Origin of the sequence: Mesorhizobium sp. B2-8-1 (genome assembly GCF_006440955.1) — a bacterium.
GTDB lineage: Bacteria > Pseudomonadota > Alphaproteobacteria > Rhizobiales > Rhizobiaceae > Mesorhizobium.
Map to the genome: position 1 here is coordinate 669,882 of NZ_VFTX01000002.1, position 16,484 is coordinate 686,365.

At 63.8% G+C, this 16,484-nt stretch carries 13 protein-coding genes; 11 read left to right on the forward strand and 2 right to left on the reverse strand.

What is annotated here, in order from left to right:
- Window positions 1-16: 16 nt before the first annotated feature.
- The 5 genes from FJ428_RS07615 to FJ428_RS07635 all read left to right on the forward strand — a co-directional run bounded on the left by FJ428_RS07615 (window position 17) and on the right by FJ428_RS07635 (window position 7,157).
- Window positions 17-1,927, forward strand: coding sequence for an ATP-binding protein (locus tag FJ428_RS07615; protein WP_140879183.1), 1,911 nt, complete (start codon window positions 17-19; stop codon window positions 1,925-1,927).
- 101 nt (window positions 1,928-2,028) lie between these two features.
- A complete protein-coding gene (locus tag FJ428_RS07620; RefSeq protein ID WP_140879185.1) occupies window positions 2,029-2,445 on the forward strand; it encodes an endonuclease domain-containing protein in 417 nt (138 codons plus the stop codon).
- 109 nt (window positions 2,446-2,554) lie between these two features.
- Window positions 2,555-3,856 (forward strand): DUF6638 family protein, encoded by a 1,302-nt coding sequence (locus FJ428_RS07625; RefSeq protein ID WP_140879186.1) that lies wholly within the window; start codon window positions 2,555-2,557, stop codon window positions 3,854-3,856.
- A gap of 104 nt (window positions 3,857-3,960) precedes the next feature.
- A complete protein-coding gene (locus FJ428_RS07630) occupies window positions 3,961-5,085 on the forward strand; it encodes a DUF2333 family protein (RefSeq protein ID WP_140666048.1) in 1,125 nt (374 codons plus the stop codon).
- A 392-nt stretch (window positions 5,086-5,477) separates the two neighbouring features.
- The gene (locus FJ428_RS07635) at window positions 5,478-7,157 is read left to right on the forward strand and encodes a formate--tetrahydrofolate ligase (RefSeq protein ID WP_140496069.1); all 1,680 of its coding nucleotides are present in this window, start codon (window positions 5,478-5,480) and stop codon (window positions 7,155-7,157) included.
- A gap of 69 nt (window positions 7,158-7,226) precedes the next feature.
- Here FJ428_RS07635 and FJ428_RS07640 read toward each other — a convergent pair whose 3' ends face one another.
- Entirely contained in the window at window positions 7,227-7,871 is a 645-nt protein-coding gene (locus tag FJ428_RS07640) for a cysteine hydrolase family protein (RefSeq protein ID WP_140496070.1), read from the reverse strand.
- Between the two features lie 134 nt (window positions 7,872-8,005).
- Between FJ428_RS07640 and FJ428_RS07645 the strand changes: the two genes are divergently transcribed.
- Window positions 8,006-9,001 carry a helix-turn-helix domain-containing protein gene (locus FJ428_RS07645; protein WP_140879188.1) on the forward strand — a complete coding sequence of 332 codons (996 nt, stop codon included), beginning with the start codon at window positions 8,006-8,008 and terminating at the stop codon, window positions 8,999-9,001.
- A 15-nt stretch (window positions 9,002-9,016) separates the two neighbouring features.
- Here FJ428_RS07645 and FJ428_RS07650 read toward each other — a convergent pair whose 3' ends face one another.
- Window positions 9,017-9,574, reverse strand: coding sequence for a sugar O-acetyltransferase (locus FJ428_RS07650; RefSeq protein ID WP_140582180.1), 558 nt, complete (start codon window positions 9,572-9,574; stop codon window positions 9,017-9,019).
- A gap of 133 nt (window positions 9,575-9,707) precedes the next feature.
- Between FJ428_RS07650 and FJ428_RS07655 the strand changes: the two genes are divergently transcribed.
- The 5 genes from FJ428_RS07655 to FJ428_RS07675 all read left to right on the forward strand — a co-directional run bounded on the left by FJ428_RS07655 (window position 9,708) and on the right by FJ428_RS07675 (window position 16,479).
- The gene (locus tag FJ428_RS07655) at window positions 9,708-10,169 is read left to right on the forward strand and encodes a DUF4126 domain-containing protein (RefSeq protein ID WP_140516958.1); all 462 of its coding nucleotides are present in this window, start codon (window positions 9,708-9,710) and stop codon (window positions 10,167-10,169) included.
- Window positions 10,166-11,542 carry an FAD-containing oxidoreductase gene (locus FJ428_RS07660; protein ID WP_140582183.1) on the forward strand — a complete coding sequence of 459 codons (1,377 nt, stop codon included), beginning with the start codon at window positions 10,166-10,168 and terminating at the stop codon, window positions 11,540-11,542. The genes FJ428_RS07655 and FJ428_RS07660 overlap by 4 nt, the downstream gene beginning before the upstream one ends.
- Window positions 11,543-11,740: 198 nt before the next feature.
- Window positions 11,741-12,916, forward strand: coding sequence for an MFS transporter (locus FJ428_RS07665; RefSeq protein WP_140879190.1), 1,176 nt, complete (start codon window positions 11,741-11,743; stop codon window positions 12,914-12,916).
- Between the two features lie 95 nt (window positions 12,917-13,011).
- Window positions 13,012-14,067 (forward strand): succinylglutamate desuccinylase/aspartoacylase family protein, encoded by a 1,056-nt coding sequence (locus tag FJ428_RS07670; RefSeq protein ID WP_140657054.1) that lies wholly within the window; start codon window positions 13,012-13,014, stop codon window positions 14,065-14,067.
- 222 nt (window positions 14,068-14,289) lie between these two features.
- Entirely contained in the window at window positions 14,290-16,479 is a 2,190-nt protein-coding gene (locus tag FJ428_RS07675) for an anthranilate synthase (protein WP_140624198.1), read from the forward strand.
- Window positions 16,480-16,484: the final 5 nt, after the last annotated feature.

A 16,484-nucleotide genomic window follows, 5' to 3' on the forward strand; every position in this document is an offset into this window, starting at 1 on the left:
CCACGGAGCAACCTTCATGGATACCGGCCTGACCACCATCCCGGAAGCGGCGATCGAGAAGCACCGCGCCACCGCGCAGAGCTTCATCACCCGCATCGTCGTGCTGGAAGACCCGTCCAGCTCCTCCGGCACCGCGCTTGCCGGCACCAATCGCCGCTTCGTCTCCACCGTCTCTGTCGGTTCGGTGCGCCGCACGCGCGAGGTCGAGCTGGCGAAGACCGTCGGCGCCGTTCACCCCGACGACCAGTTGCTGACCATCCCGCAGCACACACTTTTGTTTCGCGCCCGGCGCGGCACGGCGCTCGCGCTCGCCATATCGGATGTTTTCGCCGAAGGCTCCGATCTCGAAAGCCTGCAGGCCAGGAACACCCGCGCTCCGCTCGAAGGCGACGAGGCCGCCACGTTCAAGAAGCTTCTGTCGGCCTCGGCTTACATTGCCGCCTTCAGCCTGTCCTCCTATCTGTTCCAGCTCATCGACAGCGACGGCGAGGCGCCCAACGACATTCCCGAGCCGGATTTCCTCTTCCACACGCCGCAGGACGCGGTGAAGTCGATCCTGGCCGGCCTAGACGGGGCGATTTCGGGTGCATCCGACGATGCCGACCTGATGACCAGGGCGCGCGCCTTCGCCCGTGTCGCCATCGACGGCCTCCTGGCACGAAAAGGCCGCTTCGACGGCATCGGCCCGTTCGAGAACGCGCATATCCGCATCGATGCCGACGATTTCACGCTCGACGGCTTCGACGTCGCGCCGGGCAAGCGTTCCAAGCCGCTGGTGATGACCTTCAAGAAGCCGGAAGAGGTCGTCGGCAACCACATCGCCAAATATCAGTCGGTCAAGCTCGCCAAGATGTTGATGGCCTATGATTTCGGGCGCGAGCTGAACCCGTTCGTCGAGCTCGGCGGCTTCCTGTTCACCTTCATCGGCGACGGCGCGCCGGGCACCGGCAAGACGACGCTGATCCAGATGATTGCCGGTCTCGTCAATGGTTACTGCCAGGTCGCCGGATATCCCTTCGCCTACGAGAACTTCGGCGTCGACCAGATCTCGTCCTATCAGGGCAAGTCCGGCCAGAACTGCCGCCAGTTCATCAACAATGTGTTGAACCCGCGCGTCATCGGCTTCGGCACCATCGACGACATCGACCAGGTGGCGGCGCGCCGTTCCGACGACCGCGCCTCGGCCGGCCAGCAGGAGATCACCGGCGTGCTGATGGACGCCTTCGCCGGTGCCGCCACAGTGGTGCGCGGCAACTGCTCGTTCGGCATGTTCTCCAACTATCCCGAAAATGTCGACGATGCGCTGCGCCAGCGCGCCGGCGCCCGCTGGCTGGTCGACGGGCCGCAGACCCGTGACGATTACATCGACATTTTCGTGCTGCTCGCCGGCAAGAACCACAAGATCCCGCTCGGCGACCACGAACTCTACGCCGCGCAGGAGATCCAGCGCGCCGTGGCCGAAGCCTATGAGGAGCACAAGAAGCCGCAGGAGGACGGGCTGATCCGGGTCCATGAGCGCTACATGAAGGAGAATGGCGCGCCCAAGACCATGGCCGACATCGGCACCTATCTGCACCTGATCAAGCAGGCCGAGCCGCGCTTCACCGGCCGCGCCATCAAGAACGTCACCGACGCCATCAAGATGCGCGCCATGGACATCGAGCTTCCCGACGACTGGTTCGAAAAACCAGAGGTTTTCATGCACAAGAGCTATGACGAGAAGAAAGTGATGATCGAGCAACTGCGCGGCCCGTTCTCGATGGACATGGTCATGCAGGAGATCAACCGCTACGCCGACAGCGAGTTCCGCTACTCCGACAAGTCCGACGACTCCGCCGTGGAAAAGCTACTGCGTGACGCGCGGCTGCGCGAACGGGCAGCGCGTGAGATGGAGGAGATGAAGAAAAAGGGGCTGTGGAATGCTTGAGCTTCCTTCGAAGCCAGCAGGTGCTGAAAGGTTTGGCGCTAACGCTGACGCCCCCCTCTCCCCGTCCTTCACGGGGAGAGGGTAAGGGTGAGGGGCAGCGCATGCGTGGACCATTAATCGAGACGACGAAGCGAGCAAGACGATTGCGTCAGTCGGACAATGACGCCGAAGATGCGCTTTGGATGGAATTGCGCGACCGCAGACTGAACGGGTACAAATTCGTGCGACAGTTTCCGATAGGCAGCTACTTTGCTGATTTTGCCTGCAGAGAATGCCAGCTGGTTGTCGAAGTGGACGGCAGTCAACACGCTGACAACAAATATGATCGGGTCCGTGACCAATTCATGGTTTCAAATGATTGGTCTGTACTCCGCTTTTGGAACGCGGAAGTATTAAAGGAACGAGACGCGGTGCTCGAGACCATATTGGCGGCTATCGAACGGCGCCTCGATCGCCATATCGAGACGAACAATCTTCGATTTATCGCCGCCAAAGGCTATGGGGAGACATGTCCTTGACCGTCAGCGCCGCCCCTCACCCTTACCCTCTCCCCGTGAAGGACGGGGAGAGGGGGGCGTCAGCGTTGGCGCTTCGCCTTACCAAGCAAAGCCTCTTGGGCTCTTCGACATGAACGCCCGCAAACCCGATCTCCTGCGCGACAACGAGCTCATTTACGGCCGGCTGCTCGTCGTCGACGAGCCGCATCTCATCGAGCGCTACAACAAGGCGCTTGCCGCCTTTGGCCTCGAGCCCACCAAGCTGAAGAGCTTCCAGATCGACCGCACCGGTTTTTCGCCGGAAGTGGCGGAGGAATGCGGCGACTACGGCTACCTCGATCCCAATGAGGTCAACCGCCGCTTCATCATCCTGACGCCGTCGCAGATCGATCTGCCGGTGGTGCACACCGCCTTCTCCAACACCTCGCAGCTGATGTTCGAGTTCATGTCCAGGAACCAGCGCGCCATAGACGCGCTGACCATCAAGGACGTCATCTACGGCGAGATCGAGGATTCCATTCCCAAGGTCAACGACATCGAGGATCTGCTGTCGATCAACCAGGTCGAGTTCAAGGTGCTGTCGGCCGAGGATGTGCTGGGCAAGGCCGCCGAGCTCGGCAAGCTCGTCGATCGCCTGAAACAGGAGCCTGACGCCTGGCGCGACAACGCCATGCTCACCCGCATGGTGGAACTGGCCAAGATCTGCGGCGACATCCGCGAGAACGCGCTGGTGCCCGACCAGGTAATCTTCCGCCACAACGCCTACTGGACCAGTCATTTTGGCGGGCTTTACGTGTTCGTCGACCCCGACATGACGACCGTCATCAGCGATCCGGCGGCCCCCGGTTTCCGCCGCTCGCGGCCGTGGCAGGTAAGCTATCTCTCGATCAAGGACGCCGACAAGGTGTTCAAGTTTCTCGCCGCCACCGGCCGCATCGAACTGCCGCGCGCCTCCTGGATCGAAGCCTCGGGCTATCTCGAGCACCGCGCCGAGATGGTGGTGCGTGCGCTGATCCGCGACGCCGAGCCGGATCGCAATCTGACCGATGTCGACAAGGTCTGGCTGCAGACCTGGATCCAGAGCCATGCCGACGTGATCGCCAAGGACGGCAACTTCCCCTTCCTCAATGCCGCCAAGCGCGAGATTGCCCAGCTCGGCCATCTCAAGATCGAGGATGTGTTCCCGCAGCAGCGCTTCCTGGTGGTCCGCGCCAAGCCCGACCATCCCGACGCCTGGCTGACCAACCGGCTGATCTCGGATTTCGTGCCGTCGGACTTCGTCTCGCGCTACGTCTTCAACAAACAGGGCTTCTACAAGGACTATGAGGACTTCAGCGACGCTTGGCGATCGCATGTTGTGGACATTCTGAAAACCACATATCTGAAGGACAAGGTGGCGTTCCGTACGCGCCTCTACGGCCTGACTGACTAGAACGAAACCGGCCGTCATTTCGTTCTAACTGGTTGTTTTGGCGCATGATGTTATCCAAAAGGTCCGCAACTTTTTGACATTATGCCTTGAGGGGTGACACAGCCATGCTCGATCCGATCGTGAACTTCTTCGTCAGGATTTTCCAATGGATCGGCCGCGGCATCGGGCTTCTGATCGGCGTCATCTTGTGGCCGTTCATCTGGGCCGGGCGCTGGTATACGCAGCGCGGTTGGATCCTCAAGGCCGTGCTCGGCCTCGCCTTGCTCGTGCTGCTCGGCCTCTATGCCAATTTCTTCTACGCCACACAGTGGTGGAACAATTTCAACCCGAGCTATCCCGACACCTACACGTTCGAGAAGCGCAATATCTCGGCGGGCGAACAGGTAGCCGCCGGTGCCGGTGCCGACACTGCCAGGACCTGCGGCAACTCCGGCATCGCCCAGATTGCCGCCGATTTGACCGACTTCAACGTTAACCAGAATGCCTGGATCTCGTCGATGATCCTCTACAAGCTCGGCCTGTTCGGCATCAGCTGGGACAACACGCCGTGGATGGACAACAAGGCCTCGTTCCAGCGCGGCATCAACCAGGCGGTGCGCCGCACCGCGACCGAGCTCGCCGACAATCTCGGCCGTGTGCGCACGACATCGCAGATCGACGCCGACCTGCAGGATGCGCGCGGCAATCTGCAGTTCGACGAGTACACCTGGTATTTCGGTGTAAGCCCGTTCGGCCCGAAGACGCCGACCCCGAGCTATTATCGCGACGCCGTGCGCAAGCTGCGCTCCTTCAACGCCCGCCTCGCCACCTGCCAGGCCACCTTTGATGCCCGTGCCGACAATCTGAAGCAATATATCGACCGTATCGCCAGCGATATCGGCTCGACCTCGGCCATCCTCAAGGAACGTGCCGAAAACCATAACAATGGCTGGTTCGATTTCCGCGCCGACGACCGCTACTGGTTCGCCTATGGCCAGCTCTACGCCTATTACGGACTGATGAAGGGCGCGCAGGCCGACTTCGAGGACGTCATCAAGGAAAAGCACCTGCAGAGCCTGTGGGATACGATGGACGCGCAGTTCGTCTCGGCGCTGCGCATCCAGCCCTTCATCATCGCCAATGGCCGCGAGGACGGCTGGCTGCTGCCCACGCATCTGACGACCATGGGTTTCTATGTGCTCAGGGTGCGTTCCAACATGGTCGAAATCAGCAACGTGCTGACGCAGTAGGGCCGGTCGGCCCAATGCATGTCACCCAAAAGTGGTCCGGCCTGGGAAGAACGATATGCATGGAAACAAATGCCTGAAGCGCGATGCGCTTTAGGCCGGCGATGGCGGATTTGCGCCGCCGTGTCTGTCGCATTCCGTGCATTGCGCGGCTGTTTTGAGACGGCGGACGCGTCCCCGCTCTGGCTTCTATACGGCGCGGCAAGCGGAGCCAGAAAGAACCGGAGGCAGGTCGGCCCGCCGCAGAGGAATTTTCTTCATAGGAAACATAGTTGCATGAAAGTTGACGCCACGGCAGCGAGAGGGCTAGAACATGCCCTTGCCCGCGCGGCGTATCGAACATGCACCAGTGATCAACCCGTCCCCTCCACCGTCCAATCCAGAGGAAAGCCGTCATGGCAGAAGTGAAGTCCGACATCGAGATCGCCCGCGGTGCGAAGAAAAAACAGATCCAGGAGATCGGCGCCAAGATCGGCATCCCGACCGAACACCTTTTGCCCTATGGCCATGACAAGGCGAAGGTCTCCGCCGAATTCATCAAATCGGTGAAGGGCAACAAGGACGGCAAGCTGATCCTGGTCACCGCCATCAACCCGACCCCGGCCGGCGAAGGCAAGACGACCACCACCGTCGGCCTCGGCGACGGCCTGAACCGCATCGGCAAGAAAGCGATCATCTGCATCCGCGAAGCCTCGCTCGGTCCGAATTTCGGCGTCAAGGGCGGTGCGGCCGGCGGCGGCTACGCGCAGGTCGTGCCGATGGAGGATATGAACCTCCATTTCACCGGCGACTTTCATGCCATCACCACGGCGCACAACCTCCTGTCGGCGTTGATCGACAACCACATCTATTGGGGCAATGAGCTCGGCATCGACACCCGCCGCGTTGCCTGGCGCCGCGTCATGGACATGAACGACCGGGCGCTGCGCGAGATCATCTGCTCGCTCGGCGGCGTCGCCAACGGCTATCCGCGCGAGGCCGGGTTCGACATCACCGTCGCTTCGGAGGTCATGGCCATCCTGTGCCTCGCCACCGACCTGAAGGACCTGGAGAAGCGCCTGGGCGACATCATCGTCGCCTATCGCCGCGACAAGTCGCCTGTCTATGCCCGTGACCTCAAGGCCGACGGCGCCATGGCCGTGCTGCTCAAGGACGCCATGCAGCCGAATCTGGTGCAGACGCTGGAGAACAATCCGGCCTTCGTGCATGGCGGCCCGTTCGCCAACATCGCGCATGGCTGCAACTCGGTGGTCGCCACCACGACGGCGCTCAAGCTTGCCGACTACGTCGTGACGGAAGCCGGCTTCGGCGCCGACCTCGGCGCGGAAAAATTCTTCGACATCAAGTGCCGCAAGGCCGGGCTGAAGCCGGCGGCGGCGGTCATCGTCGCCACCGTACGCGCCATGAAAATGAATGGCGGCGTCAAGAAGGAAGACCTCGGCAAGGAAAACATCGAGGCGGTGAAGAAGGGCTGCGCCAATCTTGGCCGCCACATCGAGAACATCAGGCAGTTCGGCGTGCCGGCGGTAGTTGCCATCAACCACTTCTACTCCGACACGGATGGCGAAATCCAGGCGATGAAGGATTATGTCGCCTCGATGGGCGAAGAGGCGATCCTGTGCAAGCACTGGGCCAACGGCTCGGCCGGCATCGAGGATCTCGCCAAGAAAGTGGTGGCGCTGGCCGAATCCGGTGCCTCGCAGTTCGCGCCGCTCTATCCCGACGCCATGCCGCTGTTCGAGAAGATCAACACCATTGTCCAGCGCATCTATCGCGGCTCGGAAGCGATCGCCGACAAGTCGGTGCGCGACCAGTTGCACGCCTGGGAGCAGGCCGGCTACGGCCACTTGCCGGTCTGCATGGCCAAGACGCAGTATTCCTTCTCGACCGACCCGAACCTGCGCGGCGCGCCGACCGGCCACACCGTACCGGTGCGCGAGGTCAGGCTTTCGGCGGGCGCGGGTTTCGTCGTCATCATCTGCGGCGAGGTCATGACCATGCCCGGCCTGCCCAGGGCGCCGTCGTCGGAAAAGATCTTCCTCAACGAAGCCGGCCAGATCGAAGGCCTGTTCTAGAAATCCTCAATTCCAAAAAGTGCTAAGGGCGCCGCAGCGATGCGGCGCCCTTTCTGTTTCCGGAAATTCCTACGCAGCGTTGCGCGACAGCGCCCGCTGGTTGGAGCCGAAGATCGTATCGCGTTCCGGCAAGGTGCCGGTCTTCAGGCACTCGATCCATTCGGCGGTCTTGAGCACGGCGGCGAAGCGCGACTGCAGGATGATTGTCACCACGCGGTGGATCTCCTCGGCCGAGGCATAGCCGGCGCTGTTGGCGTAAGGCACCGAGCCGGTCGCGTCGGACAGGAACTCGACGGCAAAGCCCATATGCACGGCATGGATGATGGTCGACAGGTCGCAATTATGCGTCATGTAGCCGACCACCACGATCGTATCGACAGCGTTGGCGCGCAGCCACTCTTCGAGATCGGTGCCGGTGAAGGCGGAAGGCAGCGTCTTCTCGACATAGTGGTCGCGTGGCCGCCTCGATATCTCGGGATGCAATTCCGCGCCATGGCTGCCCTTGGCGAAGATTGGTGACGTCTCCGGCGCCATCTGCTTGACGACCACCACCTTGATGCCGGCCGCGGCTGCCGCGTCCATGGCGCGCGCCACGTTGACGACGCTGTCGCGGAACGGCGGATGCTGGATGGCGAGATTGCCGCCGTCATAGTCATTCTGGACGTCCACGACGACGAGCGCGCGGCGCGGCGTCTTGCTGGCTGGTTCGGACATGATGCATTCCTTTGAGGCTTGATGTGATGCCCGAGCATAGGTCCGCCACCATCGGACGAAAGTGGCCCGATTGACATCATTCGAAAGAATTGGGACAATCCGCCATAACCCGCGCAGAAATCCCTGGCACAGACATGACCCACCCGATCGTCGCCGTCCTCGCCTTCGACGGCATCAGCCCGTTCCATCTCTCCGTCCCTTGCCTGGTGTTCGGCGAGGATCGCACATCGTTCGGCCTGCCGCGCTTCGACTTCCGCATCTGCGCGATCGAGGCCGGGCCCGTCCACACCGAGGCCGGGCTGAGCGTCGCCGCGCCCCATGGGCTAGAGGGCCTCGATGGCGCCGACATCGTCATCGTGCCGAGCTGGCGGGATCTCGAAGATCCGCTGCCGGAACCGCTGAGCCAAGCATTGCGGCGGGCCCACCGCAATGGTGCCCTGATCGTCGGCCTTTGCCTGGGAACATTCGCAGTCGCTGCTGCCGGACTGCTTGGCGGTCGGCGTGCGGCCACGCATTGGGCCTATGCCGAGCGGCTTCAGAAGCTTCATCCCGACATCGCGGTGGATGCCGAGGTGCTCTATGTCGACAATGGCGACGTGGTGACGTCGGCCGGCGTCGCGGCCGGGCTCGACTGCTGCCTCCATATCGTTCGCGCCCGCTACGGCGCCGAGGCAGCACTGCGGCTCGCGCGGCAGATCGTGCTCTCCCCGCACCGGCAAGGCGGACAGGCGCAGTTCATCGAGCGTCCGCTGGCGAGGAGCGCCGATACCGACAGGTTCACACAAGCACTCGACACCGTGCGTGCGACACTCGGCGAAGCGCACAGCCTGGACCGCGTCGCCGAAGCCGCCGGCCTGACCCGGCGCACCTTCACCCGCCGCTTCCAGAAATCGATCGGCACCAGTTTCGGCGATTGGCTGATCGAGCAACGGCTTGAACTGGCGCAGCGTCTGCTCGAGGCGACGGAAAAATCGATGGACGTCGTGGCCTTCGAGGCCGGCTTCGGCAGCGCCGCTTCGCTACGCCAGCATTTTTCGGCGCGTCTCAGGACCTCCCCGGCGCAATACCGGCGTGAATTTTCCAGGCGGGCCGACCAGGGCGACCGGTCGCCGCACGCGCTTTCGCACTGAGCGCCCGCCGGGCACTCAACCGCGTTTGACCGCCCGCGCCGGATTGCCGACCACCGTCATGTTCGCGGGCACGTCGCGCGTCACCACGGCGCCGGCGCCGACGATGGCGCCCTCGCCGATGCTGACGCCGCCGAGGATGACGGCACTGCCGCCGATCCAGGCGTTGGCGCCGATCTCGACAGGCCGCGCGACTTCGAGTCCGGCTTGCCGCCCGGCGACCTCCCTGTGATGCTCGGCGCAATAGATCTGCACATTGGGGCCGAGCAGCGTTCCCTTGCCGATGCGCACGCTTGCCGTGTCGAGAATGATGCAGCCGGCATTGAGAAAGACGCCGTCGCCGAGGAAGACGTTGAAGCCATAGGCACAGTGGAACGGCGCCTCGATGCGGGCGCCCTCGCCCGCGCCGCCGAGCAGATCCCGCAAGGTCGGCCCGATGTTGCCGCGCTGACGGGGCGCAAGCGAATTGTGCTCGAATACGGCGCCCGCAGCCACGCCGCGCAGCGCCTCCAGTTCGTCATCCATGCACGTATACCACTCGCCCGCCGCCATTTTTGCGCGTTCGCTCTCAGCCATGCGGTGCCTCCGTCATCATTGCCACGCACGGTTGCGGCGTAAGAGAGCGCCTATGCAAGTACTGGCCAAATACCGGACCTATGGTAGCCTGCCTTTTCAGGGCTGTCCCGGCCCGGGATCGAGGGGGATCAACATGCTTTACATTCTTGCACTTCTGATCGGGGTCATTGCCGGCCTGCGCGCCATGACCGCGCCGGCCGCCGTCGCCTGGGGCGCCTGGCTCGGCTGGCTGCCGGTTGCCGGCACCTGGGCAAGCTTCATGAGCCACTGGGCCGCTGTCGGCATTTTCACTATCCTGGCCATCGTCGAGCTGGTCACCGATCAGTTGCCGTCGACGCCGAGCCGCAAGGTGCCGCAGCAATTCGGCGCCCGCATCCTGCTCGGTGCCTTCAGCGGCGCCGTGATCGGCGCCACTGGCGGCGCCACCATCGTCTGCCTGATCGCCGGCGCCATAGGGGCCGTTATCGGCACGCTCGGCGGCGCGGAGGCGCGCGGCCGGCTGGCGGCCGCCTTCGGCAAGGACCAGCCCGCGGCCTTCATCGAGGACGCGGTCGCGATCGTTGGCGGCCTCTTGATCGTGGCGGCGGTGGCATGACGGCGAAAACCTTCGATGCCATCGTCATCGGTGCCGGCCAGGCCGGCCCTTCGCTGGCCGGCCGGCTGACCGCGGCCGGCACGAGCGTGGCGCTGATCGAGCGCAAGCTGGTCGGCGGCACCTGCGTCAACACCGGCTGCATGCCGACCAAGACCATGGTCGCCAGCGCCTATGCCGCGCATCTGGCGCGGCGCGCCGCGGACTATGGCGTGACCCTCTCCGGCCCGGTCGGCGTCGACTATGCCAAGGTCAAGGCGCGCAAGGACAAGGTGTCGAACGACGCCCGCGGCAATCTGGAAACCTGGATCGCCGACATGGATAAATGCACGCTCTATCGCGGCCATGCGCGTTTCGAATCCGCCAACATGGTGCGCGTCGGCGATGATCTCCTGACCGCCGGCAAGATCTTTCTCAACACCGGCGGCCGCGCATCGGTACCGGATCTGCCCGGCATTCACGACATCGACTTTCTCACCAACTCTTCGATGATGGACCTCGACGTGTTGCCGCGCCACCTCGTGGTGGTCGGCGGCAGCTACATCTCGCTCGAATTCGCGCAGATGTTCCGCCGCTTCGGCGCGGAGGTCACGATTGTCGAAAAGGGCTCGCGGCTGATCGGCCGCGAAGACGAGGATGTGTCCGACGCCATCCTGTCGATCCTCGAAAACGAAGGCATCGCGGTCCATCTCGGCGCCGACGCCATAAGCTTTGCTAGGCAGGGCGAGGATATTGCCGTTGCCTTCTCCGCCGGCAAGCCGCCGGCCGTCGGCTCGCATGTGCTCCTGGCTCTGGGGCGAACGCCCAATACCGACGATCTCGGCCTCGACAAGGCCGGCATCGAAGTCGACAAACGCGGCTTCATCACCGTCGACGACCAGTTGCGCACCAGCGTGCCCGGCATCTGGGCGATGGGCGACTGCAATGGCAAGGGCGCCTTCACCCACACGTCCTACAACGATTACGAGATCGTCGCGGCCAATTTGCTCGACAATGATCCGCGCAAGGTCAGCGACCGCATCGAGGCCTACGCTCTCTACATCGACCCGCCGCTCGGCCGCTGCGGCATGACCGAGGCGTCAGTGAAGAAGTCGGGACGCCGCGCGCTGGTCGGCCAGCGACCGATGACCCGCGTCGGCCGCGCCGTCGAGAAAGGCGAGACGCAAGGCTTCATGAAGATCCTCGTCGACGCCGACACAAGGGAAATCCTCGGCTGCTGCGTGCTTGGCCCCGGCGGCGATGAAGCCGTGCATTGCGTGCTTGACCTGATGTACGCCAAGGCACCTGTGGACACGCTGGCGCGCGCCATGCACATCCACCCCAATGTCTCGGAACTGCTGCCTACCATCGCCCAGGAGTTGAAGCCGCTGGTCTGAACTCCGGCTCAGCCGGTCGGTTCGGCCGCTCGGGCGGGTTCGGTCAGGGTCGTCTAGCCCGGCAGGGCACGGCACAAGCACCGCTGCCAGTGCCTCTTTGCTCTCCGCTTTCTGCATTGCTGCATTGCGGCAATGGCGCTTGTGCGCCATGGGGCGCTCGCGCAGTTTCCATTTGAACCGATTCAGCCTGGACCTCCCATGCCTTTGCCGATCCTTGCGCTTGCCATTGCGTCCTTCTGCATCGGCACCACCGAATTCGTCATCATGGGTCTGCTGCCGGAGGTCGCCGCCGACCTTAGCGTGACCATTCCCGCGGCCGGGCTGCTGGTCACGGGCTATGCGCTGGGCGTGGTCTTCGGCGCGCCAATCGTGGCGATGGCCACCGCGCATCTGCCGCGCAAGCCGGTGCTGGTCGGACTGGCCGCACTGTTCGTCGTCGGCAACCTGCTCTGCGCCATCGCGCCCAATTACTGGATGCTGATGGGCGCGCGCGTCTTCACCGCCTTCGGCCACGGCGCCTTCTTCGGCATCGGTTCGGTCGTCGCCGCCAGCCTGGTGCCCCGCAACAAGCGTGCCAGCGCCATCGCGCTGATGTTCGCCGGCCTGACGCTGGCTAACATCCTCGGCGTTCCCGCCGGAACGGCGCTTGGCGAAGCCTTCGGCTGGCGCGCCACCTTCCTGGCGGTGGTCGGCATCGGGCTGATCTCGGTCGCGGCGATCGCTTGGCTAGTGCCGCCGGATGTCACTGAACCAAGCGGCGACGGCTTGCGCGGCGAATTGCGCGTGCTCGGCAAGCTGCAGGTGTGGCTGGCCATGCTGATCGCGGCGCTCGCCTCAGCCAGCCTGTTTGCCGTCTTCACCTACATCAAACCCTATCTCACCGACGTGTCCGGCCTCTCGACTTCAGCGGTCACCTGGGTGCTCTTGCTGTTCGGCGCCGGCATGACCATCGGCAACATCATCGGCGGCCGGCTGGCCGACTGGAAGCTGATGCCGACGGTCATCGGCACGCTGCTGCTGCTGGCGGTCCTGTTTGTCGGCTTCATGCAGTTCGGCGCTATCGCCAGTGTCGCCATAGGCATCGTCTTCCTGTGGGGCATGCTCGTCTTCGTCGTCGTGCCGCCGTTGCAGATCCGTGTCGTGGAAGCCGCTTCCGAGGGACCGAACCTTGCCGCCACGCTGAACCAGGGCGCCTTCAATGTCGGCAACGCCAGCGGCGCCTGGATCGGCGGCGTGGCGCTCTCCTGGGGCGTTTCCTATGCCAACCTGCCGCTGGTGGGCGCGGCACTCGCTCTGCTGGCGGTCGCCGTGGCCGTTGCCTCGCAGGCACTGGACCGGCGCGCTCCGGCCGTCGCTCTTCAGCCTGCCGCGTAGTAGCTGCTTGCGCCCATAGCGCGACAGCCTGGACCAATCGACAAGCGCACGATCGAAGAGGCATGTCCTTCTCGCCTCTCGACGGAGAAAAGACCATGCAGAAATCGATCGAACGCATAGCCGGCGACAGCGAGGGCGTTTCCTATGAATTCCCGCTGTTTCGCTTCGCTGGAACCGACAAATCCGCGCCTTCGGCCTATCTGCAGGCAGCACTCCATGCCGGCGAACTGCCCGGAGTCGTCGCCATTGATGCACTGATGCCGATGCTGGCCAGGGCCGAGGCGGAGGGGCGCATCAAGGGCGACATCACCATCGTGCCCTGGGCCAATCCGATCGGCCGCGCCCAGTATCATTTCGGCGAACATCAGGGCCGTTTTCATCTGGGCACGCGCACCAACTTCAACCGCGGTTTTCCGCTGCTCGCCGCGCCCGACACGGCACTCCTGCCCGACACCGCGCACGGCACGCCCGACCAGCGGCTGAAGACGAGACTGGTGCAGCTTTCACTCGGCCACGACATCGTGCTCGACCTGCATTGCGACGACGAGGGTCTTTCCTACCTGTATGTCCACACCAGCCTGTGGCCGGCAATGGCCGACTGCGCCGCCGCCATGGGCGTCGAGGCGGTGGTGCTGTGGAGTGAAGACACGGACGGCACTTTCGAGGGCGCCTCGATCATGCCCTATCAGAACGTTCCCGCCGATGTGGCGAAGCTCGGCCGGCGCGTCGTCACGACGGTCGAATATCGCGGCATCCTCGATGTCGATGGCGCGTTCGCGGCGTCGGACGCCGCGGGGCTCTACCGGCTGCTGGTGGCGCGCGGCGTGGTCGCCGACCCGGCCCTGCCCTCACCCGGTGCCTTCACCGGGGTTGTCGCACCGCTCGAAAACATCGACATGATGCCGGCGCCCCGGGCAGGTGCCGTGCTTTACGACGTGGAGCCCGGCGACCGCGTGGCCAAGGATACGCGGCTTGCCGTCATCGTCCACGCACCGGGCGAAGCCGATGGCCGCACCGAGGTGTTCGCGCCGCAGGCCGGCATCGTCCTGACCCGGCGCTCGCGCCGTATCATCCGCGCCGGCGAGGATCTGTTGAAACTGGTGGGCGACAGGAAGAGCGCCGACGCAAGGTCCGGCACACTGGAAGATTGAGCCTCCACCGAATCCAGTTGCGCGGTCGCTCAATCGCCGCTATGGGAATCGCCATGAACATGCGTTCGATCAAGACCGTTTGGTGGTGGGCCTGCTGACAGCGGCCTGTTCGAACGCGTGCGCGTGAAAAGAGAGGGTGGCCGCAGCGGAATGTCCGGGCGGCCATTTGTTTTTTCCAAGCCATTCCCGGGTCCGTTGCCCAAGAAGCTGATGGAGACGGCAATGACGATGAAGGTTCTGGACAACGGCGCAGAGAGTTTTGTGACCGGGGGTGGCATCACCATCACCCGCGAGCGCCACGACCGGCCCTATGAAGGCGCCATCGACGCCTATGTCGACGGGCTGAATGCGCGCCGGGGCGCGGTGTTCTCTTCGAACTATGAATATCCCGGCCGCTATACGCGTTGGGACACCGCCATCATCGACCCGCCTTTGGTGATCTCGGCGCGTGGCCGGTCCATGCGCATCGAGGCGCTGAACCGGCGGGGCGAGGTGCTTCTGCCGGTCATCGTCAAGACGCTCGGCGATATCGCCGAGATCACGATCGCCGAGGCGTCGAAAAAGCTGATCCGCCTCGACGTCGCCAAGCCGGGCCGTGTCTTCACCGAAGAAGAACGCAGCCGCGTTCCTTCCGTCTTCACGGTTCTGCGCGCCATCACCGCCTTGTTCAAGACCGCCGAAGACGCCAATCTCGGCCTTTACGGCGCCTTCGGCTACGACCTCGCCTTCCAGTTCGATCCGGTCGACTACAAGCTCGAACGCAAGCCAAGCCAGCGCGATCTCGTGCTGTTCCTGCCCGACGAGATCCTGGTCGTCGATCATTATTCGGCCAAGGCCTGGACCGATCGATATGACTACGCCGGCAAGGGTTTTTCGACCGAAGGCCTGCCGCGCGACGAGATCGCCGAGCCGTTCAAGACTGCCGACCGTATCCCGCCGCGCGGCGACCATGAACCCGGCGAATACGCCAATCTTGTGCGCCGCGCGATGGACAGCTTCAAGCGCGGTGACCTGTTCGAGGTCGTACCCGGGCAGATGTTCTACGAACGCTGCGAGACCCAACCCTCCGAGATTTCGCGCAAGCTGAAGTCAATCAACCCCTCGCCCTATTCCTTCTTCATCAATCTGGGTGAAGGCGAATACCTGATCGGCGCTTCGCCCGAAATGTTCGTGCGCGTCAACGGCCGCCGTGTCGAGACCTGCCCGATCTCGGGCACGATCAAGCGTGGCGACGACGCCATTTCCGACTCAGAGCAGATCCTGAAGCTGCTCAATTCCAAGAAGGACGAATCCGAGCTCACAATGTGCTCGGATGTCGACCGCAACGACAAGTCGCGCGTCTGCGAGCCGGGTTCGGTGCGCGTCATCGGCCGCCGCCAGATCGAGATGTATTCGCGGCTTATCCACACGGTTGACCATATCGAGGGCAGGCTGCGCGAAGGCATGGACGCCTTCGACGCGTTTCTCTCGCACGCCTGGGCGGTGACCGTCACCGGCGCGCCGAAACTATGGGCCATGCGCTTCATCGAGCAGAACGAGAAGAGCCCGCGCGCCTGGTATGGCGGCGCCATCGGCATGGTCAATTTCAACGGTGATATGAACACCGGCCTGACACTGCGCACCATCCGCATCAAGGACGGCATTGCCGAGGTGCGTGCCGGCGCCACATTACTGTTCGACAGCATTCCCGAGGAAGAAGAAGCCGAAACCGAACTGAAGGCCTCCGCCATGCTCTCCGCCATCCGCGACGCCAAGACGGGCAATGCCGCCAGCACCGAGCGCACCACCGCGCGCGTCGGCGACGGCGTCAACATCCTGCTCGTCGACCATGAAGACAGCTTCGTCCACACGCTGGCCAATTACTTCCGTCAGACCGGCGCCAATGTCTCGACCGTGCGCACCCCCGTGCCGGAAGAAGTTTTCGACCGGCTGAAGCCGGATCTCGTCGTGCTGTCGCCTGGTCCCGGCACGCCCAAGGATTTCGACTGCGCCGCCACCATCGGACGAGCGCGCGCCCGCGAGCTGCCGATCTTCGGCGTCTGCCTCGGCCTGCAGGCGCTGGCCGAGGCCTATGGCGGCGAATTGCGGCAGCTGCATGTGCCGATGCACGGCAAGCCGTCGCGCATTCGCGTCTCCAAGCCCGGCATCATCTTCTCCGGCCTGCCCAAGGAAGTCACCGTCGGCCGTTACCATTCGATCTTCGCCGATCCGGTGCGGCTACCCGACGATTTCGTGGTCACCGCCGAGACCGAAGACGGCGTCATCATGGCCTTCGAGCACCGCAAGGAGCCGATCGCCGCGGTGCAATTCCATCCGGAATCGATCATGACGCTCGGCCACAATGCCGGCATGCGCATCATCGAGAACATCGTCGCCCACCTGCCGCGCAAGGCCAAGGACAAGGCCGCCTAGAGACG

Bases quoted from the DNA above. Each gene is read 5' to 3' on its own strand.
- FJ428_RS07615 (WP_140879183.1), top strand. From the start codon at position 17: ATGGATACCGGCCTGACCACCATCCCGGAAGCGGCGATCGAGAAGCAC.
- FJ428_RS07620 (WP_140879185.1), top strand. From the start codon at position 2,029: ATGCGTGGACCATTAATCGAGACGACGAAGCGAGCAAGACGATTGCGT.
- FJ428_RS07625 (WP_140879186.1), top strand. From the start codon at position 2,555: ATGAACGCCCGCAAACCCGATCTCCTGCGCGACAACGAGCTCATTTAC.
- FJ428_RS07630 (WP_140666048.1), top strand. From the start codon at position 3,961: ATGCTCGATCCGATCGTGAACTTCTTCGTCAGGATTTTCCAATGGATC.
- FJ428_RS07635 (WP_140496069.1), top strand. From the start codon at position 5,478: ATGGCAGAAGTGAAGTCCGACATCGAGATCGCCCGCGGTGCGAAGAAA.
- FJ428_RS07640 (WP_140496070.1), bottom strand. From the start codon at position 7,871: ATGTCCGAACCAGCCAGCAAGACGCCGCGCCGCGCGCTCGTCGTCGTG.
- FJ428_RS07645 (WP_140879188.1), top strand. From the start codon at position 8,006: ATGACCCACCCGATCGTCGCCGTCCTCGCCTTCGACGGCATCAGCCCG.
- FJ428_RS07650 (WP_140582180.1), bottom strand. From the start codon at position 9,574: ATGGCTGAGAGCGAACGCGCAAAAATGGCGGCGGGCGAGTGGTATACG.
- FJ428_RS07655 (WP_140516958.1), top strand. From the start codon at position 9,708: ATGCTTTACATTCTTGCACTTCTGATCGGGGTCATTGCCGGCCTGCGC.
- FJ428_RS07660 (WP_140582183.1), top strand. From the start codon at position 10,166: ATGACGGCGAAAACCTTCGATGCCATCGTCATCGGTGCCGGCCAGGCC.
- FJ428_RS07665 (WP_140879190.1), top strand. From the start codon at position 11,741: ATGCCTTTGCCGATCCTTGCGCTTGCCATTGCGTCCTTCTGCATCGGC.
- FJ428_RS07670 (WP_140657054.1), top strand. From the start codon at position 13,012: ATGCAGAAATCGATCGAACGCATAGCCGGCGACAGCGAGGGCGTTTCC.
- FJ428_RS07675 (WP_140624198.1), top strand. From the start codon at position 14,290: ATGACGATGAAGGTTCTGGACAACGGCGCAGAGAGTTTTGTGACCGGG.